The 16851-nt window shown below is 45.2% G+C and carries 13 protein-coding genes; 7 read left to right on the top strand and 6 right to left on the bottom strand.

The window, feature by feature from the left end:
* Window positions 1-4: 4 nt before the first annotated feature.
* Window positions 5-502, bottom strand: coding sequence for a hypothetical protein (locus tag GO493_RS10715; RefSeq protein ID WP_157306161.1), 498 nt, complete (start codon window positions 500-502; stop codon window positions 5-7).
* Window positions 503-707: 205 nt separating this feature from the next.
* Between GO493_RS10715 and GO493_RS10710 the strand changes: the two genes are divergently transcribed.
* A complete protein-coding gene (locus tag GO493_RS10710; protein WP_157306160.1) occupies window positions 708-1751 on the top strand; it encodes a zinc-dependent alcohol dehydrogenase family protein in 1044 nt (347 codons plus the stop codon).
* A gap of 12 nt (window positions 1752-1763) precedes the next feature.
* Window positions 1764-2528 (top strand): LOG family protein, encoded by a 765-nt coding sequence (locus GO493_RS10705; protein ID WP_157306159.1) that lies wholly within the window; start codon window positions 1764-1766, stop codon window positions 2526-2528.
* Window positions 2529-2553: 25 nt separating this feature from the next.
* On the opposite strand, the gene GO493_RS10700 is transcribed toward GO493_RS10705, so the two are convergent.
* Window positions 2554-5052 carry a cation-translocating P-type ATPase gene (locus GO493_RS10700; protein WP_157306158.1) on the bottom strand — a complete coding sequence of 833 codons (2499 nt, stop codon included), beginning with the start codon at window positions 5050-5052 and terminating at the stop codon, window positions 2554-2556.
* 3 nt (window positions 5053-5055) lie between these two features.
* The gene (locus GO493_RS10695; RefSeq protein ID WP_232538811.1) at window positions 5056-6087 is read right to left on the bottom strand and encodes a zinc-dependent alcohol dehydrogenase family protein; all 1032 of its coding nucleotides are present in this window, start codon (window positions 6085-6087) and stop codon (window positions 5056-5058) included.
* A 248-nt stretch (window positions 6088-6335) separates the two neighbouring features.
* Between GO493_RS10695 and GO493_RS10690 the strand changes: the two genes are divergently transcribed.
* From GO493_RS10690 to GO493_RS10680, 3 genes are all read left to right on the top strand, one after another.
* Window positions 6336-6575: a hypothetical protein gene (locus GO493_RS10690; protein ID WP_157306157.1), complete on the top strand. Its 240-nt coding sequence runs from the start codon at window positions 6336-6338 to the stop codon at window positions 6573-6575.
* A 109-nt stretch (window positions 6576-6684) separates the two neighbouring features.
* Window positions 6685-9117: a phosphoenolpyruvate synthase gene (ppsA, locus tag GO493_RS10685; protein WP_157306156.1), complete on the top strand. Its 2433-nt coding sequence runs from the start codon at window positions 6685-6687 to the stop codon at window positions 9115-9117.
* Window positions 9089-11737, top strand: a complete 2649-nt coding sequence (locus GO493_RS10680; RefSeq protein WP_198315676.1) for a cation-translocating P-type ATPase — start codon at window positions 9089-9091, stop codon at window positions 11735-11737. The genes ppsA and GO493_RS10680 overlap by 29 nt, the downstream gene beginning before the upstream one ends.
* Here the strand turns inward: GO493_RS10680 and GO493_RS10675 are convergent.
* Window positions 11734-12792 (bottom strand): response regulator, encoded by a 1059-nt coding sequence (locus tag GO493_RS10675; RefSeq protein WP_157306154.1) that lies wholly within the window; start codon window positions 12790-12792, stop codon window positions 11734-11736. The genes GO493_RS10680 and GO493_RS10675 overlap by 4 nt on opposite strands.
* A 285-nt stretch (window positions 12793-13077) precedes the next feature.
* On the opposite strand from GO493_RS10675, the gene GO493_RS10670 reads away from it, so the two are divergent.
* The gene (locus GO493_RS10670) at window positions 13078-13521 is read left to right on the top strand and encodes an Hsp20/alpha crystallin family protein (RefSeq protein ID WP_157306153.1); all 444 of its coding nucleotides are present in this window, start codon (window positions 13078-13080) and stop codon (window positions 13519-13521) included.
* A 192-nt stretch (window positions 13522-13713) separates the two neighbouring features.
* On the opposite strand, the gene GO493_RS10665 is transcribed toward GO493_RS10670, so the two are convergent.
* Window positions 13714-14367 carry a BON domain-containing protein gene (locus tag GO493_RS10665; RefSeq protein WP_157306152.1) on the bottom strand — a complete coding sequence of 218 codons (654 nt, stop codon included), beginning with the start codon at window positions 14365-14367 and terminating at the stop codon, window positions 13714-13716.
* Window positions 14368-14590: 223 nt separating this feature from the next.
* Here GO493_RS10665 and GO493_RS10660 point away from each other — a divergent pair, with 223 nt between their 5' ends.
* Window positions 14591-15694, top strand: a complete 1104-nt coding sequence (locus tag GO493_RS10660; RefSeq protein WP_157306151.1) for a site-2 protease family protein — start codon at window positions 14591-14593, stop codon at window positions 15692-15694.
* A 71-nt stretch (window positions 15695-15765) separates the two neighbouring features.
* Here the strand turns inward: GO493_RS10660 and GO493_RS10655 are convergent, their stop codons facing one another.
* Window positions 15766-16710, bottom strand: coding sequence for a 1-phosphofructokinase family hexose kinase (locus GO493_RS10655; protein ID WP_157306150.1), 945 nt, complete (start codon window positions 16708-16710; stop codon window positions 15766-15768).
* Window positions 16711-16851 lie beyond the last annotated feature (141 nt).

Here is a 16851-nt window from a genome sequence, read left to right as displayed (position 1 = left end):
ACGATTATATTTTTACGGTCTTTTTTTCAGGATGCAGTATTGACAACGGCCATGGAATGATCTTTTTCTCTCTTATAAGGAAAATGCAGGCCAGGGCCAGTAGCAGGGAACAAGGGAATGCTGAGCCTGCTCCCAAAGGTGAAATAGCCAGTAGAAAAATAATTGCCCCGGCAAGCCCAAGCTTTTCAGGAAGGCCCTTCCAGACAAGTGCAAGGCCAATCAGTACCTGACCTGCGGCAATGAACAGGATGAATGTGGTAATGTGCCGGCTGAAAAATCCGTTTATAAAGTCGACATAGATCTGTAAAGCAGCTACATCTGCATATGTTGAGTATATCTCGGGATGAGATATAGATATTACTGCATTTACAACAGATGCGCCAATAAAGATAAGAGACATACACATTCTGCCCAATACAGGCTTTATAAGGCATATAAAGACTATTAATACAGCCACAAAGTTTGATAGCATATAAGCTGTGGAAAAAATATTGCCTCTCATAACCGGATGTTTTATACTGGGGAAATACCAACAATCTTTCTCAAAGCTATACCCAATAGATTAACAGGGCAATAATTGCCATTACCGCCTGAAAGGATTAAGATCATAGGAGGTCATGATGCAGATCACTTTTACAGAGCAGGAGGTTCCTTAATTTCAATTTGTCACCGGTTATTATTTCCTCCCATCTGAAAAAAGTATAAACATGAAAGCACTTGTATATCATGGCCCCGGTCATAAAGGTTTTGAAGAAAGGCCCAGGCCCTCTATCCAGCAACCTGCTGATGCCATTGTAAAGATCCTGAAAACAACCATCTGCGGCACTGACCTGCATATACTGAAAGGAGACGTTCCGGAAGTAACAGCCGGACGTATCCTCGGCCATGAAGGAGTAGGGGTGATAGAAGAAACAGGTAGTGCGGTAACAGATTTTAAAAAAGGAGACCATGTGCTCATTTCCTGTATCACCTCCTGTGGCAGATGTGAGTATTGCCGTAAAGGCATGTATTCTCATTGTGTTAACGGTGGATGGGTATTGGGGCACCTGATAGATGGTACACAGGCTGAATATGTAAGAATACCATACGCTGATACCAGCCTTTATCATATACCCGCCGGTGTAAATGAAGAAGCCCTGGTAATGCTGAGCGATATTTTGCCCACAGGTTATGAGTGCGGAGTCCTGAATGGAAAGGTACAACCCGGAAGCGCCGTAGCAATAGTAGGAGCCGGTCCCATAGGCCTGGCCTCATTACTGACCGCTCAGTTCTACTCGCCGGCTGCTGTTATTATGATAGACCTGGATAATAACCGCCTGGAAGTAGCAAAGAAATTCGGAGCCACACATACAATTAACAGTAAACAGGAAAATGTCCTGGAAAAGGTTTTGTCTGTCACCGGCAATCGTGGCGTAGATACAGCCATCGAAGCAGTTGGCATTCCTGCCACTTTCGAATTGTGTGAAAAGCTTATCGGCCCCGGAGGAAGAATAGCGAATGTAGGAGTACATGGTAAGTCAGCTGCACTCCATCTTGAAGATTTATGGGCCAAAAATATCACTATCACTACACGGTTGGTGGACACGGCTAGTACCCCTTTATTGCTGAAAACCGTTGCTTCAAAAAAACTTGATCCAATGCCTTTGATCACACACCGGTTCCGGTTGACGGAAATATTACAGGCATATGAAACGTTTGGCCAGGCCGAAAAGGAAAAGACGTTGAAGGTAATAATATCGAATGATCTGTAAGTTGTGAGTCGTATGAACGGATCTGTTGAAACGGAAAAACAAAATGGTACTGTATCTGGCTTCCCCGCCAGCGAAGAAAGATACTTTCTTGAAGGACCGCGTTCCAGGCTGCGGGAAGCTCTCTTCGCTATAGAAATATTCTCTGAATTCATCCGCGGATTCAGAATGTTTCATTTCGTTGGCCCATGTGTTTCCGTATTCGGTTCTGCAAGGGTCAAGCCTGGTACTTCATATTATGAGGCCGCCCACAGAATAGGCGCGGGCATTGCAAACCTCGGTTTTACTGTGATGACAGGCGGCGGACCAGGCATTATGGAGGCCGCCAATAAAGGCGCGAAATCCGTTAACGGATATTCAGTAGGATGTAATATCAAATTGCCTAAAGAACAATGCCCTAATCCATTCATGGATAAATACTTTAGCTGTGATTACTTCTTTATCCGGAAAGTGCTCATGTTCAAATACTCTTATGCCTTCGTCATTATGCCCGGAGGTATTGGTACAATGGACGAATTCTTTGAAGCACTTACTCTGATCCAGACAAGAAAGATACTGGACTTCCCGGTAGTGCTCATGGGGAAGAGCTACTGGGAACCACTTATGCCTCTTTTCAGCAATATGCTGGAAACAGGCATGATAGATAAGAATGACTTAAAATATATGTTATTTACAGATTCTGAAGAAGAAGCTCTTGCACATATTAAGAAATATGCAATAGAAAAATACCGCTCTAAAAGAGTGATCCTTTTTAAAAGATTCTCCCTGTTGAGAGAATAAAATATAACCTGGATTTTATCCATAATTATTTTCTGTACCTGAAGTATTTGAACACCTCAAACCATGCAACGCTGCAAAATGCAATAACGGCACATATGAAGAACTGAATACCTGCAACAGTTGTCATTCCAAATACATTCCTTATAGAAGGTACCAGATAAATAGCAGCTATGAAAAGAACTGACACCGTTATTACGGCTGGAGAAAGCCTGTTCCTGTATTTTATAGTCAGCTCAAACGGTTCGGTGAATGACCTGTTGGCAAATGTCAGGAAGATATTGCTATACAGTAATGTAAGAAAAACCAGGGTGCGCGTTTCTTCCAGGTTGCCCTGCTGCATAGAAGAAGCATATATGGTCAGCACTCCGGCTGTTATAGCCAGACCCTGTATAATACTCACCAGTAACTCTTTTCCGGTAAGCAACGGAGCAGAACTGCTACGTGGAGGAGCATACATAATACGGGGCCCGGCTGGCTCCTTTTCATAGAACAATGAACAGGTTGGCCCCATGATCAGCTCAAGAAAAATTACATGTACAGGGGTGAATATATTCGGGTACTTCCAGCTGAATACAAGTGGAATCGCTGTTGTCAGTATAATAGGGATATGAATAGAGATAATGTAGCGTACGGCCTTCTTTAGGTTATTGTATATCTTCCTGCCCTGTTCAACGGCAGCAGGTATTTTACTGAGATTGTCATCTGTAATAACAAGATCTGCAGCAATTCTCGCAATCTCCGTCCCTTTTTTGCCCATGGCTATTCCTATGTGTGCAGCTTTCAGCGCAGGGCCATCATTTACACCATCCCCTGTCATAGCCACAATTTCATTATTTGCCTTCAACGCTTCTATTACTTTTAGCTTAGCTTCAGGGAACATCCTTGCATATACTGACTCATGTTTTACCAGGTCTTTCAGATCAGTATCACTCATACTCATCACCTGTTCGCCCGTAACGCAATGTCCCTTATGCGTAATACCTGTTTTGCCTGCTATATACAAGGCTGTAACGGGATAGTCGCCCGTAATGATATTCACCCTGAGACCGGCTCTGCTGAGCGCAGAGATCATTGGCGCGGCTTCCTTTCTTGGAGGATCATATAATGCCACCATTCCTTCCAGTTGCCAGTTCAGATCATCCTGGCAGAAAGGAAAGTTGTCATCTTTCAGTATGGCGCTTGCTATGCCTAGCACACGGTGGCCTTTCTTCGCCATTTTATTGACAAAGGCCATGGAAGCGGCAACGGTTTGGGCGTCACTCCGGCAGGCTCGCAAAATCCTTTCCGGAGCGCCTTTTGCTGCTGCAACTATGTTATTATCGCGCCTGTATACATGGGTCATCATAGGAGGACGCCCTTCCAGCGGATATTCATGTATCATCGGAGGAAGCATGTTATCCGACCCGCCACTATGCAGGAAAGCCTCTGTAATAGCAACTTCCATACTGTCAAAAGGTGATCTTTCACAGGCAAGGGCTGCGAAGTAAAGTAAATGGTTGCCTGCTGCCGGTGCCGCTATGCCGGTAGGCAATATTCCCCTGTGTACATCATAAAGATCTGCCACCTGCATTTTATTCTCTGTAATAGTGCCTGTCTTATCGAGACATAATACACTGGCTGCACCCAGGTATTCAATGATCCTGGATTGCTTCGGAATAATACCCATCCGGCTCATATAAAGACCTCCAAGGGCCATAAAAGACGAAAAAGCAACCGGGATCTCTTCTGGTATGGCAGCCATGGCGAGTGTAAGGCCCAATAGCAGGCTACCCGTTATATCTCCGCTCCTTAAGAAGTTAATGCCACATACAAAAATAAACCCTGTTATTCCAAAGATAGCAAGCCGGCGCACCAGGACCTTCATCTGCCGTTGCAGCAATGTACTGCCCAGGTCTGGTTCCTGGATCGATTTGCCCATTTTCCCCAGCAACGTAGCGTTACCTGTTGTCATTACGCGGGAAACACATGCACCGGAATTGAGGGTTGTTCCCTGGTACAACATGGTCTTACCATCTGCCTCTTTGCCTGCAGGAAACGCCTCTCCCGTAAGCAGGGATTCATTGACGGTGAGGTCATTGGCCTCCAGCAGAATAACATCTGCAGGCACTATTTCTCCCTCATGAAGCAACAGTATATCTTCCGGTACCAGGTCGGCAGCAGGGATTGTCATTTCTTTATTCTCCCGTATTACAGTACAAAGAGGGGCTGAATATTGTTTTAACGCTTCAAGAGCCCGGGAACTCCTGTTTTCCTGGTAAACAGATATAGCTGTAACCAGCAGGATAGCCATCAGCATCATGAAACCTTCAGTAAAACTGTTAAGTAAAAAATAAAGGACACATGCTGCAAGTAACAGCAGGAACATAGGTTCTCTCACAATGTTTATTAGTATACCTGGCAGCCTGTTAGGTTGCCCGGCTTTTAAAACGTTTTTACCATACTGCTTTTGCCGCGGTACTATGTCGGCCAGGGCAAGCCCCCGGTACTTTGTTTTAACTGGTGTGGTAGCCATGGTCAAATACATATATTACGGTTTAATTAGAGTCTCTATCGCCAGTACCGCCGCTCCTCTGAGCTTGCCCTGCCGGAGGCTCTCAAGCGCTTCATTAGCCTGTTGCAGGGAAAAGGTGTGAACCGTTGTTTTTACCGGGATCTTAGGGGCCACATCCAGCAGCATTTCCCCATCCTTACGTGTGAGATTGGCTACAGAACGTATAGAACGTTCTCCCCATAAAAGTTTATATGGAAAAGACGGTATATCGCTCATATGAATACCTCCACAGATGATCTGCCCCCCCTTGTCGGTATGAGACAGTGCTGTTGGCACCACCGTACCGTCCGGCGCAAAAATTATGGCCGCATCAAGCATAACGGGAGGCGATAGTAATGAACTGCCTGACCAGACGGCTCCCAGCTCCCTGGCAAAAGCCTGCAGGTTCTCATCCCTGTTTTTTGTGAAGGCATAAATCGATTTCTTTTCATAGCACGCTATCTGGGTCAATATATGAGCGGCAGCCCCAAAACCATATATACCTATATGCCGCGCATGCTCATTGAGCATTCTCCATGACCGGTAGCCAATCAACCCTGCACAAAGCAGGGGCGCACCGGAGGCATTGGCATACATGCGGGGAAGCGGCAGGCAATACTTCGCATACGCTACCGTATATTCAGCATATCCTCCATTCATGGTATAGCCGGTAAATAACGCATTCTCACAGAGATTCTCCTGGTTTCGTAAACAGTAACTGCATTTTCCGCAGGTATATGCCAGCCACGGTACTCCCACTTCATCACCCGGTTTCAGATGTGTAACATCGTCAGCAACGGCAGCAACTGTGCCCACAATCTCATGACCTGGTATCAACGGTAAATGTGGTACAGGTAATTCACCATCAATAATGTGAAGATCTGTCCTGCAAATACCACAAGCCAGCACTTTTATCAGCACCTGGCCGGCCTTAGGAACAGGTACCGGTATGAATTGGAGGCAAAGCGGCCTGCCGGGCGCTCTGAGTACCATTGCTTCCATTTCAGTGGGGATCGATTCAGTGTTCATACATGTAGGCTTAATTCCCGTTTACAACGGAACTTTCATAACTGGTAATATAGTATGTTAAAGGGGCGACTGGTCTTTTACTTAAAGTTACGTATTTGTCATCGTGTGGAATAGTGATGTGCGTCACCTGTACAGATGATCATAATCGTAGGCAAAGAGGATGGCAGTTATCGGAATGCTGCTCTAAGAAGAATAGCTTTGAATTATATCATCATATTCATCGGTCCTCTCATTGTTAAAACACACATATGAAAAAAATAATCGCAGCTTTTGATAGCCTGAGATTTTCTGAAAGCACACTGGCCTACAGCATTATGCTTGCTAGACAGCTTAATGTACACCTGGTGGCCGTATTCATGAACGATATCACTTATAGCAGCTATAACCGGTATAAAGTACTTGCTGAATCCGGTGATGATGCATACAGGGAAATAGAGAAACTGGATGAAGAAGATGCAAAATGCAGAAAGGCATCAAGGTGCCTATGATAGAAATGTTATATCAAGGTTCTTCCGGTCCAGTATGGCAGACATACTGGCTGCTGAACTGAAATGGCCATTATTCATCGCCCACCAGTAAGGGTTTAAACTTTGCAATATGGAACCGTTTGTGAAAAATTTTAATGATATCAGCATAAAAGATGTTGCAACCGTTGGCGGTAAAAATGCTTCAATAGGCGAAATGATTAACTGTTTATCAGGATCAGGTATTAATATCCCTGGTGGATTTGCCATTACGGCCTTTGCCTGGTGGACTTTCCTGGATTTTAACAACCTGTGGGAACCGCTTGAAAAGCTTATGTCGGAACTGGACCGCCGTCAGTTCAGCAACCTGAAAGACATCGGCGCTGCAGCCAGGAAAATAGTATTGGGGGCAGAAATACCGGCAATGATCAGGAATGCCATAAAGGAAGAGTACGTGAAAATGGCTACAGACAGGCCTGCTGCGGTGGCTGTGCGCAGCAGCGCCACGGCGGAAGATATGCCTTATGCCAGCTTTGCAGGCCAGCACGAGTCTTTTCTTAACATCCGGGATGAAGATGCTGTAGTGGATGCCGTACATCGCTGTTATTCCTCCCTCTTTACTGACAGGGCCATCAAATACCGGGAAGATAACGGCATAGAACACAAAAAAGTGGCGCTCTGTACCTGCATACAGAAAATGGTACGCTCAGACCTGGCCTGTTCCGGTGTTGCTTTCACCCTTGAACCGGAATCCGGATTTAGGGATGTTATATTGTTATCAGGCAGTTGGGGCCTGGGTGAAAATATTGTGCAGGGAAGTGTTGAACCGGACGAGTTCTGTATTTTCAAACCTGCGCTGAGAGCAGGTAAACAGGCAATTATACAAAAGAAGATAGGCCTGAAGCATCTGACAATGAATTATTCAAATGAAACCGGAGAGATCATTAATATGCCTACACCCGATTCGCTGAGATCCCGGCAGGTACTTGACGATCAGGAAATACTGCAACTGGCCGGATATTGCCTTGCCATCGAAGAGCATTACAAATGCCCGATGGATATTGAATGGGCGAAGGATGGTCTGGACGGTAAAATGTATATCGTACAGGCCCGCCCCGAAACAGTCCACTCCCGTAAGGTCCGCCATGAACAATATGAATACCGGCTGCTGGAAAAAGGAAGATTGCTGGTCAGTGGGCAGGCTATAGGCACAAAAGTGGCAACTGGTGTGGTAAGGGTATTGAATTCTCCGGCTGCTGCAGGCGAGCTGAAACAGGGAGAGATCATCGTTACCAGGAGTACAAGCCCCGACTGGGACCCCGTGCTTAAAAAAGCAGGAGCTATTATCACAGATACAGGTGGACGTACAAGCCACGCAGCTATTGTGGCACGTGAACAGGACGTGCCAGCCATAGTTGGCTGCAGCGGCGCTACCGCAAAACTTCAGACGGGTATGCAGATCACCGTAGACTGCTCTGAAGGTAAAACAGGGTATGTATATGAAGGCGCACTCCCATTTGAAAAAATAGAAACTGACCTTTCCTGCATTACGATGCCATCCGGTGTAAAGCCCCTGCTTATTATGAGCGATCCAGGGAAGGCCTTTAAACTGGCAGCATATCCTTCTGCAGGAGTCGGGCTGCTGAGAATGGAATTTATCATTACACATACAATAGGTATCCATCCTATGGCTCTCTTGAATTATTCCCGCCTGGCAGATGAAACGACCAGAAAGACGATCAGCCGGCTTACACAACAATTTACAGACAAAACCCGCTTCTTTGTTGAACGGTTGTCACAAGGGATTGCTACCATTGCGGCAGCCTTTTACCCCAGGGAAGTGATAGTCAGGACGAGCGATTTTAAGACCAATGAATATGCGTCGCTTTTAGGCGGCAAGGAATTTGAACCTCTGGAGGAAAACCCTATGCTGGGCTTCAGAGGGGCGTCGCGTTATTACCATCCTGCCTATAAAGAAGCATTTGGACTTGAATGTGCCGCTATCAGGGAAGTGAGGGAAAACATGGGGCTGGTCAATGTGAAGGTAATGATCCCTTTCTGCCGCACCGTTGCAGAAGGAAAAAAGGTACTGTCTGTAATGGAGGAATATGGCCTTGAACGGGGAAGGAATGAACTGGAAGTATATGCCATGGCGGAAATACCATCCAACGTATTGCAGGCAGAACAGTTTGCGGAAATCTTTGATGGCTTCTCCATCGGCTCAAACGATCTTACTCAGCTGACACTGGGTATTGACAGAGATTCCCGGCTGGTATCTGGTCTCTTCTCCGAAGAAGATCCTGCTGTAAAGAGCATGCTTTCACTGATGCTGAAGAAAGCAAAGAAAGCACACCGGCCGGTAGGATTATGCGGACAGGCTCCCAGCGATATTCCGGGGTTTGCAGCATTCCTCGTCAACAGGGGGATTACTAGTATTGCCTTTAATCCTGATGCACTTTTGAAAGGCATAAAGAACATAAATGAGGCAGAGCAGGAGCTACAGGCTGTCGGTCCAAAACCCATGTTACAACATGACCATGGAGAGCATAAAATTAAAAGCATATAAACACAGCATCCCATCACTTGAAGAATTGCTGGACACTGATACTGAAAAAGGATTGTCTTCGCAGGAGGCTGCCAGCCGCTTGTCGGCCAATGGCTTTAATATTATCAGCACAGGCCGTAGATTTAACATACTGCTATTGTTTCTGCGCCAGTATAAAAGCCCTGTTGTATACCTGCTGTTGGTGGCAGCTGCTCTTACCGCCATTTACAGGGAATGGCCGGATGCAGTAGCCATCATGATTGTCATCGCTATTAATACACTGACCGGCTTTCTAATGGAATTCCAGGCAGAACGTTCCATGAACGCATTGAAACAGCTTACCCACGTAAGCGTAAGAGTATACAGGGACGGCATCCTGCAGATACTGGAAGCAGAAAATATAGTTCCGGGAGATGTCATCTACCTCGAGGCAGGAGATATAGTACCCGCTGATGGCAGGATTATCAAAACCGCCGGACTATTGGTGGACGAAGCAACATTGACTGGAGAGTCAGTACCAGTGGAAAAGAATGAAAGAGACATTACAACTGAAGTACTCCTGGCAGAGCAAACCAATTGCCTTTTTAAGGGAACGGCCATACGGAGGGGAACTGTAACAATGCTATGTACGGCAACAGGGATGAGAACAGAACTGGGAAATATCGCTGAAATGCTGGAGACCACAATAAAGCCCGCCACTCCACTGGAAAAGAAACTGGCTGTCTTCAGCAGCCAGCTCCTCATCCTCTCCCTTATCCTGGTGGCGTTTATTGCTGTTGCAGGACTTGTTAATCGCCAGCCGCTGATAGAAATAATCAGAATAGCCATCGCCCTTAGTGTTGCTGCCATTCCCGAAGGACTACCAGTTGTGGCTACACTTGCCCTGGCCAGAGGAATGATACGGATGGCAAAGCAATGTATAATCGTAAAACATTTGATGGCTGTAGAAACACTTGGAGCTACTACCGTTATCTGTACAGATAAAACCGGCACCCTTACCGAAAATGATCTTGAACTGGTCCAACTGGCCTTTCCTCCCGCATTTACCTGGAATAAGGAGGCTCCCTCAAGTATAAGATCTGACGAAAGCTATAAACGGTTTTACCAGGTGGCCGTGTTATGTAATACTGCTTCCGTCAGTCCCGGGAAAGACGGAAAACTCAATACCACGGGAGACCCACTGGAAATAAGCCTGTTGAAATTTGCTATACAGCATGGATGTGATACCTGTAATGGCGTGGCCACCTACGCAAAGACAGGTGAATATCCCTTTTCCTCAGAAACCCGTATTATGGCTATGCAGCACCAGGGAGGAGATCGTATGTTGGTTACAGCAAAAGGCGCAGCAGAAGATCTTTTGCAGCATTGTACCCACATCCTTGAGAACAATGAGGTTAGGAAACTGAATGCCGGAGACGTAAACAAATGGCTTAAGCACACCGCGTGGCTGGCAGGGGAAGGACTGAAACCCCTGGCTTTCGCATATAATGAATGCGAAGAATCAAGGCATGCAATATTGGATGGACTGATATTCATAGGTGTGGGTGGTTTCCTTGATCCACCCCGGATGGATATTGCCGCATCCCTCAGTCAGTGCAGATCTGCCGGTATCAGGGTAGTTATGCTGACTGGAGACCATCCAGCTACCGCTATTCACATCGCATCCCAGCTTGGACTGGCAGATAATACCAGGGCCATTACAGGACGTGAGATGCCGCCTTTCAACGAACTGGATGCAACAGGGAAAAAGTACTGGCTGCAAACCGGCATCTTTGCACGGGTATCCCCCGCGCAGAAACTGGATTATATCAAGGTGCTGCAGGAAGAACACGAAGTGGTAGCTATGACAGGAGATGGGGTGAATGACGCCCCCGCTCTCAGAAAGGCAGATATCGGTATTGCTATGGGTATCAGAGGCTCGCAGGTGTCCAGAGAAGCTGCAGATATGATCCTGCAGGACGATTCTTTTAACTCCCTCGTAAAAGCCATCAGGGAAGGACGGATCATATTCGATAACATCAGGCGTTTTATCATCTATCTGCTTTCCTGTAATTTGAGCGAATTACTGATAGTAGGGACTATCGCATTACTGGACCTGCCGTTCCGTCTGCTGCCACTGCAGATACTACTTATCAATCTCGTGACCGACGTGTTGCCTGCACTGGCATTGGGTATAACTAAGGGGGACGATGCTGTAATGAAGAAAACACCGAGACTGTTAAGTGCTCCTGTTATATCCCGGGCAAAATGGAAAGCTATAGTGATCTATGCTGTTATAATCGGAACTTTTACATTACTTGCAGGACAGGTCGCTGTCATTACATCCATGAATGCCGGCAACGTTTTGTTTTTTACACTGATCTTTTCCCAGTTACTGCATGTATTGAATATGACAGATGCAAAAGATACATTTCATGACAACTACATTGTAAATAACAGGTACGTCTGGTTGGCGCTCGTATTAAGCAGTAGTATTGTAATTCTTGTAACAATTGTTCCTGCATTGGCACGGCCCTTCAGATTACATTTGTTAAATTTCGAAGAGTCGTTGCTTGTCCTGTTCTTCAGTCTGGTTTCCCTTTTTGTCATCAGGATTATCAAAAAGCTGGGCGTAGAAAGGTATGCCAGGAACAGCCTTTAATTGTACATATTACTCAGCTTTTTAATATTCAGCAGGTAAATAATACCATCGCGGATGTCTATTAATTTCTCGTCACGGAAATCTCCCAGTGTCCTGATCATTGATTCCTTTGCTACTCCGGCTATTGCAGCCAGGTTCTCACGGCTTATGTCGATGCCGAAGTTTTCAGCACCGGAAGAGTTATATTTTTTATACACCGCCAGTAACGAATCTGCTACTTTTTTTCTAAGTGAATTATATGCAATATTCAAAAGCTGGATCTCTTTCTCCTGTATATTATTTGACAACAGTCGTATAAAACGCTGCATAACCTGCACATTTTTGTTGGTCAGTTCTTCAAACTCACGACGCGGAATAAGCGCCAGCTCAGTTTCCGCCATAGCCTCCGCGCTATCCGGATAAACACCGCCTTCCAGCAGTGGACCATAACCAAGAAAATCACCTTCGTTGTATAATCCGGTTATCAGTTCTTTCCCATCGTCATTTCTCCTGTATGTCTTGACCTTCCCTTTCGTTACATAATATAGGTGAGAAGGATGATTGGTCTCCTGGTAAATACATTGTTTTTTTTTGTACCTGTTAATATTGCGGCCGTCCTTTAAAGGTTGCATAGGGTCGCCTTCACTTACAAGCTCCAGGAGTGAATTTAGTCCCGCAAGGCCTTTATCTGATGAATTCCTGATTGCAGCTGCTTTCCGGAGCTGGCATTCTATAGAATTGAGCAACTCAGTGGGATTGAATGGCTTGGTAATATAATCATCTGCACCCATTTCCATGCCTTTACGTACATCCGACCGCTCGCTTTTTGCAGTCAGGAATATAAAAGGAACAGGAGAAGAAGCCTTTTTTTTGCTTAATAAATGTAAAACACCATACCCGTCCAGCAAAGGCATTGTAAGATCACAGACAATCAGGTCCGGTTGCACCTCTTCAGCCAGCTTCACTCCCTCCTTACCATCCGCCGCCATAAAGACCTTATAATTCGCAAGCTGAAGAATTTCAGCAGTGTTCTCACGAACATCGACATTGTCTTCAATGATCAGTATAGTGGCCATAAAAAATTGAATTTTGGTTGATTATATCTGCTTATGCAAAGGTTATCTTAAGAGTGTACCTAAAGTTACTGCTTTTGAAATTCATTATAGTCCGGAGAGTAAAAAACTGTTCGGATTAGAAAAAATAATGTATGTGTAATGGTGAAATATGACTTTTCACAATCACTAGGTGATTATAATCATCGTACAGATTGAGGATGGTCATTTTGTACAGAGTTCGTTTACAGTAACTTAGAAAAATAGGATGATACATTCATTTTTTAACCAAAAACAAAGGAGGTAATTATGTCTGCAAATTTAACCAAGGCAACTCCGCTGTTGCCCTCGCTCTTCGATGACATGTTCAAGCCATGGAAAGACCTGTTTGATATAAACGGTGGCCGCAGCTGGACTTCCACTGTGCCAGCAGTTAATATCACTGAGGAGAAAGACGTTATAAAGCTGTCAATGGCGGCTCCCGGAATGACAAAGGAAGATTTTAATATTGACGTGGAAGATAATATTATTACAATCAGCGCCGAAAAAGAGGAGAAAAAAGAATCTGCTGACGAAAAGGTAAGTCGGCAGGAATATAATTATTCCAGCTTTAGTCGTAGTTTCAATATCCCCGAAAATGTTGTAAGAGAAAATATTTCAGCTGTATACCGCGATGGTGTGCTGAAACTTACTTTACCTAAGAAGGAAGCCGGAAAACAAGAAAATCACAGTAAAAAAATAGAGATCAAATAACCTGATGCCAGCAAAGAGTAAGACTGTAAAGTCTTCTGTCTGTACATGAGAAAGAGATAGTGGATATCACTATCTCTTTTCCACTATATATCAGACCCATTTTACAACAGGCATATCAGCACGGAAAAGCAGCAAATGATTCCTGGTAAAGATCGTGTGATGAATGAATGGATCGTTGAACATAGCTGCATATTATGGGGCGATGATCAGCTCATCTTTCACATCAATAACTCCGGGCGTTGCCCAGGCAGCCCGCTCCGCTTCATATCTCTCGCTCCAGGAACGTACCTTGCCCCTCAGGATCACCTTACGTCCCTCCGTTTGTATACTGATTGACTCTGCTTCAACACTTGCACTGCGCTCCAGTGCCTGTCTGATCTTGTCCTTCAGTATAGCCTGTGTAGGAACGGGCTTGAGCAGTATCTGGTTGGTGATGCCTTTCACACCATGCAGATCCTTGACAAGATTTACTGCAGCATCTTTCTGATACTGCCATTCTACTTCCCCTTCAAGCGTAATCCATCCATCTTCCACCCTCAGCCTCACCTGGTGGTGAGGGACCACCGTACTCCAGGACAAAGCTTCAACACCCGCTTTGGCGATCTCTGTGTCAGACCTGCCATCTTCTTTAGGAAAATGTACTTCAATATCCAGCGCTACAGCCTGAACATCTTTCACTCTTTTGGCCGCCTTTTCTGCAGCCATTTTTTTACTGTAACTGTTAACGTATCCGCTGAGCGTTACAACACCCTCCGTCACGGCAACCCCGATCTCTGCGGTTCCCAGGGAAGGTTCCCACAACAGTTCGTCCATTACGTCCTGTTGAATTTGCAAATCATTTTTCATAACAACTGCTTGGTAGTTAAAAATCAGGTTAAATAAATGTCTTCATAATGATTGAGGTCATATACTTAAAGTTACTCCCGCTATTGCCGGATATTGATGATCAGCATCAGCAATACCGGTGATTGTTATAACAAAAAACAGGATCATAATCACTGATATAAATTATCATATTCATTGATAGTTTCCTCTTACTTAAAGAACTTCAGTCATATAATTCTTTATCATGAAACCAACATTCAACCTCTTCCGGCTGAAAAATACCAAGGTAGGCGTCCATTGGACATTTATAATATTGATCATCTGGATACTGCTGGTGGATAGTCTTAATAACAGGTCAGCTTTTCATACCCTATGGGCCCTGCTGGCTATGACAGCACTATTTGCATCAGTATTGCTGCATGAACTGGCACATATGATAATGGCCAGGTATTATGGCATTGTTACAAAGAGTATCCTGCTCCTGCCTGTAGGAGGAGTAACACACTTAAAAAACCAACCTTCACGGCCGGAACAGGAGATAATGGTCAGCGTAAGCGGCCCCCTTGTGAATCTGCTGGTAGCTCTCCTGCTGATACCCTTTATACCAGGCTCCTTTTCCTTCTGGCATATGCTGCCAATGATGGGAGGTGTGGATGGACACAACTTTATTTTCTTCGTACATTTCGTGAATCTGACACTGGGACTGCTGAACCTTATACCGGCTTTCCCTCTGGACGGCGGAAGGGTTCTGCGCGGAATATTGCAGATCTTTACCTCTCCCGTCAAAGCTACCCTCATTGCAGTATGGATAGGACGCGGATTCGCTATTTTATTATGTCTCTCCGGGATCTTTAACCTGAACTTGCTGCTTGTTGTGACCGGGTTCATCCTGTTGCTGCAGGGAACCGCAGAGATCGAATATGTGATGGTACGTCAAGCACTGGATGGACTAACAATAAAAGATGTAGCAACGAACGATTTTATTACAATTTCTGCTGCTGTAAGGACTGGAGATACCGTCGCCATACTTGGCGCTTACCGTCAGCCTTATTTTGTTATTATAGGAGAAGACAGACCTGTAGGAATAGTAGACAGGAAAACACTTCTACGGCATATCACAGCACAGGAAAAGGAGATGGCCGTAGGTGAACTGACCCTCCATGATTCATCTCCGTTGGACGGAAACCAACTGGCCATAAAAGCCTGGGAAGAATTACCCGCAGAGACAGAAAGAATACTGCCGGTTATGACAGGCAAACAGTTGACAGGTGTTGTATGCAGGGAAAACATAATCGAATACCTGATCCTGCACAACAGTCATATCATTACACAGCAATTATTTCACTGATACTGAATATATACCGGTTTAGGAAATACATTGGAGGGGCTAAAGGTATTGTCATTGCAGGAGGTTATTCACTATCTGGAACTTTTCTCATGCTGCTGATTGATCCACTGATATAGTCTGTAGACATCCTCTCTTTTAAACAATTGTGTGCCTGGATTCATTGTGGCAGCAGTACCGCATGCCACGCCAAACCTGGCCGCTTCATAAAGAGAATGCCCGTTATCAAGCATCCATGTAATACCTGCCACCATACTATCTCCTGCACCTACTGTACTTTGCCTTTTTACTATAGGTGCAGTGATGATCTCACTTGCATCTGCCGTAACCAGCATAGCGCCGGCAGGCCCCATAGATACAATCATTACCTCACAATATCCCTGTTTTATTATCCCCCTCGCCACATTCGCCACCTCATCCAGCTCTAGGTAAGACCTCCCGCTCAGGCTGCATAACTCAGTAAGATTGGGCTTGAGTAGGTAAATGCTCTCCCTCACAGCCAGCTGAAGAGGATGGCCCGATGTATCAACGATCAGCCGGAGACCTTCAGTTTTACAATACCTTGCCAGCTTTGCCAGGAAATCGTCAGGTACACCCGGTGGCAAACTACCGCTTGCCACAATAATATCAGGTACTGGAGCCATTGATGTTATAGTCTGAAGACATCTGGCCGTCTCTTCTCCCTGCAACACAGGACCTGGCAATACAAACCTGTACTGAAGACCGGAGGATTGTTCAGTGATAGTAAAGTTTTCCCTGGTTTCTCCCCCTATTCCTATCACAGAACTTGGAATACCGGCATGACAAAGCAATTGCTGTAAAAGCTTCCCGTTCAGACCGCCTGCCGGAAATAATGCGCAACTTTCACCTCCCAGTTCTTTTATCGCCTTACTGACATTAATGCCTCCTCCTCCTGCTTCTACAAAGGCCTGTCCGCAACGCAGCTTCTTCTCAGGGATCATTTTATCCAGTACGCTGCTTTTATCTATAGCTGGGTTCATGGTTATTGTCAGTATCATAAGGATCAGGAATTATTCCTTAGAATAATAGTATTCATGACAAATGTTCAGCAAAAGGCGGAAATTGACCAATGACGCCTATCAATAACACCTTTGATGCGAATCATTGATGTAGAACAATAACTTTTCCCTCATTTTAAT

The organism is Chitinophaga tropicalis, from assembly GCF_009758205.1.
Lineage (GTDB): Bacteria > Bacteroidota > Bacteroidia > Chitinophagales > Chitinophagaceae > Chitinophaga > Chitinophaga tropicalis.
Note: the sequence above shows the minus strand (reverse complement) of the source record. Positions and strands in the feature narration are given on the sequence as shown.